This window comes from Ramlibacter sp. 2FC (genome assembly GCF_005503345.1).
Lineage (GTDB): Bacteria > Pseudomonadota > Gammaproteobacteria > Burkholderiales > Burkholderiaceae_C > SCMQ01.
Window position 1 is genome coordinate 1 of the sequence record NZ_SCMM01000107.1, and the last position, 5385, is coordinate 5385.

Annotated in this window: 6 protein-coding genes and 1 tRNA gene; 1 reads left to right on the forward strand and 6 read right to left on the reverse strand. The window is 63.8% G+C overall.

Annotated elements, in window-relative coordinates; all coding sequences use genetic code 11:
• The 4 genes from FFS10_RS22565 to FFS10_RS22580 form a co-directional block, all read right to left on the reverse strand.
• On the reverse strand, nt 1-1525 hold a 1525-nt coding region (locus FFS10_RS22565), incomplete at its 3' end, for a calcium-binding protein (RefSeq protein WP_137896843.1).
• A 608-nt stretch (nt 1526-2133) separates the two neighbouring features.
• Nucleotides 2134-3366 (reverse strand): glycosyltransferase family 4 protein, encoded by a 1233-nt coding sequence (locus FFS10_RS22570; protein WP_137896844.1) that lies wholly within the window; start codon nt 3364-3366, stop codon nt 2134-2136.
• A gap of 215 nt (nt 3367-3581) precedes the next feature.
• Nucleotides 3582-4001, reverse strand: coding sequence for a type II toxin-antitoxin system VapC family toxin (locus FFS10_RS22575; protein ID WP_137896845.1), 420 nt, complete (start codon nt 3999-4001; stop codon nt 3582-3584).
• Nucleotides 3998-4252 carry a FitA-like ribbon-helix-helix domain-containing protein gene (locus FFS10_RS22580; protein ID WP_137896847.1) on the reverse strand — a complete coding sequence of 85 codons (255 nt, stop codon included), beginning with the start codon at nt 4250-4252 and terminating at the stop codon, nt 3998-4000. The genes FFS10_RS22575 and FFS10_RS22580 overlap by 4 nt, the downstream gene beginning before the upstream one ends.
• Before the next feature lie 103 nt (nt 4253-4355).
• Here FFS10_RS22580 and FFS10_RS23085 point away from each other — a divergent pair, with 103 nt between their 5' ends.
• Nucleotides 4356-4523: a site-specific integrase gene (locus FFS10_RS23085; RefSeq protein WP_171016044.1), complete on the forward strand. Its 168-nt coding sequence runs from the start codon at nt 4356-4358 to the stop codon at nt 4521-4523.
• A gap of 72 nt (nt 4524-4595) precedes the next feature.
• Here the strand turns inward: FFS10_RS23085 and FFS10_RS22585 are convergent.
• Together FFS10_RS22585 and FFS10_RS22590 are read right to left on the reverse strand one after the other, a co-directional pair.
• Nucleotides 4596-4671: transfer RNA gene (locus FFS10_RS22585), tRNA-Lys, on the reverse strand.
• Between the two features lie 62 nt (nt 4672-4733).
• A partial coding sequence (locus tag FFS10_RS22590; protein ID WP_137896846.1) for a tRNA threonylcarbamoyladenosine dehydratase occupies nt 4734-5385 on the reverse strand: 652 nt, incomplete at its 5' end.

Sequence of the window (5385 nt, forward strand, 5' to 3'; positions counted from 1 at the left end):
TCAGCGTGTCGTTGCCGCCACCGCCGCTGAGCGTGTCGTTGCCGCTGCCGCCAGTGACGTTTTCGATGTTGGCCAGCGTGTCGCTGCCGACCTCGGTCCCGCTCGCGGTGCCCAGCGCCAGGTTCACCGTCACCCCGGCCGTGGTGCTGGCGTAGCTCACCGTGTCGCTGTCCGCACCGCCGTCGTAGCTGTCGTCGCCCGTGCCATCGCCGGCGATGATCAGGTCGTCGCCCGCGCCGCCGTCGACCTCGTCGTCGCCCGCCCCACCGGTCAGCGTGTCGTTGCCGTCCCCGCCATCGAGCGTGTCGTTGCCCGCTGCGCCGTCGATCACGTCGGCGCCATCGCCGCCGTCCACAATGTCATCGAGCCCCCCACCGGTGATCGTGTCATTGCCGGCGCCGCCATGGAACGTCTGCGTCGGGTCAAAGCCCGCCGCCGTTGCGGCTGCTGCAGTAGAGGCCAGCGTCACATTGTCGTTGCCCCCGAGAGCGTCGTACTGGGTGCCAGCCAGATAGCTCCCGGAAACAACCGTATTGAAGTCTACGGTGTCGGCGTTCTCGGTGAACAACGGCGGGGACGCATTCTCTACCCCGATAAAATCGCCGGCCGTCAGGGTATGAGGCCCAAGCAGCTTGATGACGAGCTCGGCGGTGTTTTCATTGCCGTCCACGTCGGCATAGACATAGGTGTTGCCACCGGACTGGCCGTACCATACGCCGTTTGCGGTCTTCGCCGTGCCCCCCCATATGAGATTCGTTGCACCAAGCAGGGAAGCGAGGTCGATCTTGTCCTTGTCCGCACCGGCGTCGTTTATCGCGGTGAAGTCGGTAATGACGTCCATCGCCGAGGCGTTCGAATCAGAGGCAGTCGCTGTGGCGTTGTAGACGAAAACATCCTTGCCTGAGCCACCGCTCAGGGTGTCGGCGCCTTGACCTCCTGTCATCGTGTCGTCGCCGCCCTCGCCCCAGACCTGGTCATTGCCATTGCCCGAATAGATGACGTCGTTGCCACCGCCGGTTTCGTTGGTACCGTTGTCGCCGTAGATGATGTCGCTGCCGTTGCCTCCGTAGATCGTGTCGCTGCCCATACTTGTTACGAGGGCACTACTGCTGCCGTAGGCATCGAAGCGGTCACCATAGATCACGTCAGTCCCGGTGTCGCTGACGGGAAGGCTGCCGGCGGGTGCGCCGATCGTGTCGCTACCCGATCCCCCATAGATCGTGTCGGCGCCGGTGCCGCCGACGATCGTGTCGTCGCCGGCACCACCGAACAAGCTGTCCTGCCCATTGCCGCCGTCGATGAAGTCGTTCTCCGATCCAGCATCGACGGTGTCATTGCCGTTGCCAGCGAGAACCGTGTCGCTGCCACTGCCGGCAGAGACAAGGTCGTTGCCGTTGCCTGCATTGATGGTATCGGTGCCGGCCCCGGACAAAATGGTGTCGTTGCCTGCTCCGGACGAAATGCTATCGGCACCGTCGGTGCCCTCTATGCTGTCGTTCCCGCTTCCCGTCGTGATCGTGCTCATGGCCGACACCTCATAAGAATCTTGATTGCGTTAAACCGTCGCCTCAAACTGAGCGGCGCTCGGTCACTGGCGCGCTCTGCCTTTGAAGCGAATGGCCCTGGGGGCGGCTCGACCTCGGGTAGAGAGGGGCTTGAACACGAACTGTGCGAGTCCGACAGATGCCAAGAGGGAAATCATCCCTTTGACCGCAGACGGCCATGTCGTTGGCGCGGGCTGTCGTTGGAACGACATCCAGCGTCTCACCCACAGCAGCGACCGTGCGAGCAGAATCCACGCCGGTCGGACCCAGGTGTTGGAAGTTAGCCGCCATATCGCCTCCACGGGTTTGCAGCCGTCCGTCACGAAATGCGGCCCGCCACCCCGCGGCTTGATCCAGCGCAATGGCTCAAGCTCCAGGACACCATGCCCACCTGAACAGTATGAGAGCCAGCCCCACCTGCCTCAATACCCAGTTCTAGGTAGCCGCAGCAACGGCCACAGGTCTGCACGGTCTCTCGAGATCTCGGCCGTGGTTGTTGCCGATCGGCGTCGGTCGGTGGCCCTGGGCTTGCCGGCGGCAAGGCGAGGAAGGCGGTAAGCCCGGCCAGGCGCGCGCCATGCGAGGCCTGTTACTCGCCGCGATGAACAGCCTCCACCAAGGCCATTTGGCGCGGCAGGCAGAGTGTCTTCAAATCGTAGCGCTCGACGATGGTTCGTCGGGCGTTCGCGCGCAATGCATCGAACGAGGCGGGATCGTCGAGCACGCGCGAGACGGCGGAGGCAAGCTTATCGGCGGCAAAGAAATCGACCAGCAGCCCGTTTTCCCCATCGACGATGACCTCTTCCACTGGCGGCGTGCGCGAGCCTATGACGAGGCAACCTGCGCTCATGGCTTCGAGCATGGACCAGGACAGGACGAAGGGGTAGGTCAAATACACATGCACGGCCGAGACCTGCAGGAGGCGCAGGAACCGGCTGTAGGGCAGATGCCCAAGGAAGTGCACGCGCGCGAGGTCGAGCCGATCCTGCACCTCGGCCAGGAAGCGCTCTTTGTAGCCGCCTTCGGCCGGCTGCGCCCCATAGGACACCCCGCCTCCGCCGACGATCAGCACCTGCAATTTCGGATGACGGTCCAGCAACTGCGGCAGGGCGCGCATGAAGACATGGTAGCCGCGGCTGGGTTCAAGGTTGCGATTGACGAAGGTCAGAACCTGATCGCCCTTGAGCACCCGACTTTCCGTTCCATCTGCGCCACGCCACGCAAAATCGGCCGCGGGGTCCGGCCTCGCCAGAAGGGTGTCGACCCCGTCGTGGATGACCTCGATCGAACCTCGAAACAGCTCGGGAACGGTTGAAAGCTGCCAGCGCGTGGGGCAAATCCCTCTGTCCATGGTCTCGAGATTCAGCAGCGTGTTGGCATTTTTCATCCGGATGCGGCAGCCATCGTCGAAATCGGGCTGGTCGAACTCCGGATCGAAGCCTACGTCCTGCCCAACGGCGGAATAAAAAAACTCCACGTAGTGGAGCTGCCTGGCGGCCGGCCATACTTCCCGCAGGAACAATGCCTCGCCCCAGCCCGGGTGGGCGCAGATCACATCGGGCGTGAATCCCTGCGCCTTCAGCGCCAGCGCCGCTCGCGCACAGGCCTCGCCGCGCAACACCTTGGTTTCGGTTTCCAGGGCCCAGGGATGAATATTCCTTGAACTGCCGCGCGCCACCTTGTACAGATGCAGCTTGACTCCTGGCAGGCCGGGCTGGTGGTTGATCGCCAACGCATGCACCTCGTGGCCTTGCGCAGCAAGGGCCGGGGCCAGGTGCTTGTACTGACCGGGGAAGTTCTGGTGTACGAACAGCAGCCGCATCGAATCAAGCCCGGGTGAATTGCGAAATGCTCGACTTCATCGCTCGCGCCGCCATCGCAGGGCGGGTGGACGAGCCGGCCGCCCCTGCAAGGTCCAGCACGCCGCACAGCGATGGGCCAGTATAAGGATCGAAGCGACATTCCGGGCGCAACGCACGGCGTCTTTAGCCGCTAAAAATTTGCTCGATGGCGAGAGACGTCAGCGGCGACGAACCCTCATGCTTGCCACGGGTTGATCACCGCCGCGCCAGCGGCCTCGAAGGGGCTGGTGTCTCGGGTGGCGACCGCAAAGCCGTTGGCGGCCGCGATGGCCGCGATGTAGCCATCGGCGGTGGCGATGGCGATGCCTGCAGCCCGTGACTTGGCCATCAGTTCCGCATAGGCTCGCGTGCAAGCGAGGTCGAAGGGCAGCACACGGCCTGCGAACAGCGGCAGCACCCGCTTTTCCAGGCTCTCGTGCAAGCCGGCCCGCCGCTTGCCCGCAGGCAGCTGCGCCACGCCGGCGCGCAGTTCAGCGACGGTGACGGCGGACAAGAAGAGCGTTTCCAGCGGCTGGGCGTCGATCCATTCGATCACGCGGGTCTCGGGCGCATGACGCAGCGGCTCCGACACCACATTGGTGTCCAGCAGGATCATTCGAAGCTCACCGGGCGGGCGGGGGTCTTGTCGCGCACCTGCTCAAAAACCGCAAATTCCTCATCGGTCAGCTTGGCTTGGCGGCCGATATCGGCCAGCAGCGAGCCCAACTTCACCCGCCCCTTCGGGCTGACGGCGGACTCCAGAATTTCGCGCACCTCGGCCTCCATGCTGTGGCCGTGTTGGGCGGCCCGCACGCGCAGGGCTCGATGTACCTCCTCAGGGATGCTGCGAACGGTCAACATGGCCATTTTCATCACCTCATCTTGCATTCGATGCATGCATTTTACGTATTCGCATGCAACCGAGTAAGAGCATGATCAACGCCTCGGCCCATGGCGCTGACGTGCCTCCTTGAGCCAGGCCGATACAAATGGCTTCCAGTTCCGCGACCTGCGCGCCAAGACCGCCACCGAGGCCGACGACGCCAGCGGCACGGCCCTGCTAGGCCACACCACAGAGGGCATGACGGCCGACTGCATCGGGCACAAAATGGAAAAGAAAGTGAGGCCGCTGCGGTGAGTTTTGCGGAACAAAAAGCAAAGCCCGCTAGCTTTTCAGTAGCGGGCTTTTCAGTACCCTTGCGGGTGAATTTGGTAGGACGTACAAGATTCGAACTTGTGACCAACGGATTAAAAGTCCGCTGCTCTACCAACTGAGCTAACGTCCCATCAGGGCCTGCCGCAGTTCAATTGCGCTGCGGCAAGCCTCAAATTATAGCGTCATTTTTAACTATCGATCAACGCAACGCGAAAGAAAATCCAACACCCAGCCCGCAGCGCAGAGGCCGAAGCTGGCCGTGACGCTGACCACCGAGCCATAGCCGTGGCAGTTGAGCGTGCCGTCGCCTTCCACGGCGCAGGACGCGTCGGGCGACATCACGGTCTCGCGGCTGAACACGCAGGCCACGCCGATCTTCTTGCCTTCCCGGGGGGCGCCGTGCTGTTTGCGCAGGCGGTAGCGCAGTTGGGCCAGCAACGGGTCGTGCGTGACCCGGGACAGGTCGTCGATGTCGAGCTTGTGCGCCAGGCGCTTGCCGCCCGCCGCGCCCACACTGATGAAGCCGATTTCGCGCTGCAGCCGCGCCCAGGCAGCCATGGCCGTCTTGGCCTGCACCTGGTCGCAGGCGTCGATCACGGCGTCGGGCCGCGCCGGCAGCAGCTGGGGCCAGTTGCCGGGCTCGACGAACTCCTCCACGCAATCCACCTGGCATTCGGGATGGATCAGCGCGATACGCTCGCGCATGGCCTCGACCTTGGCCTGGCCCAGCGTGTTGCTCAGCGCGTGGACCTGCCGGTTGATGTTGGACTCGGCCACATTGTCCAGGTCGACCAGCGTCAGCCGCCCCACCCCGCTGCGCGCCAAGGCCTCGGCCGCCCAGGAG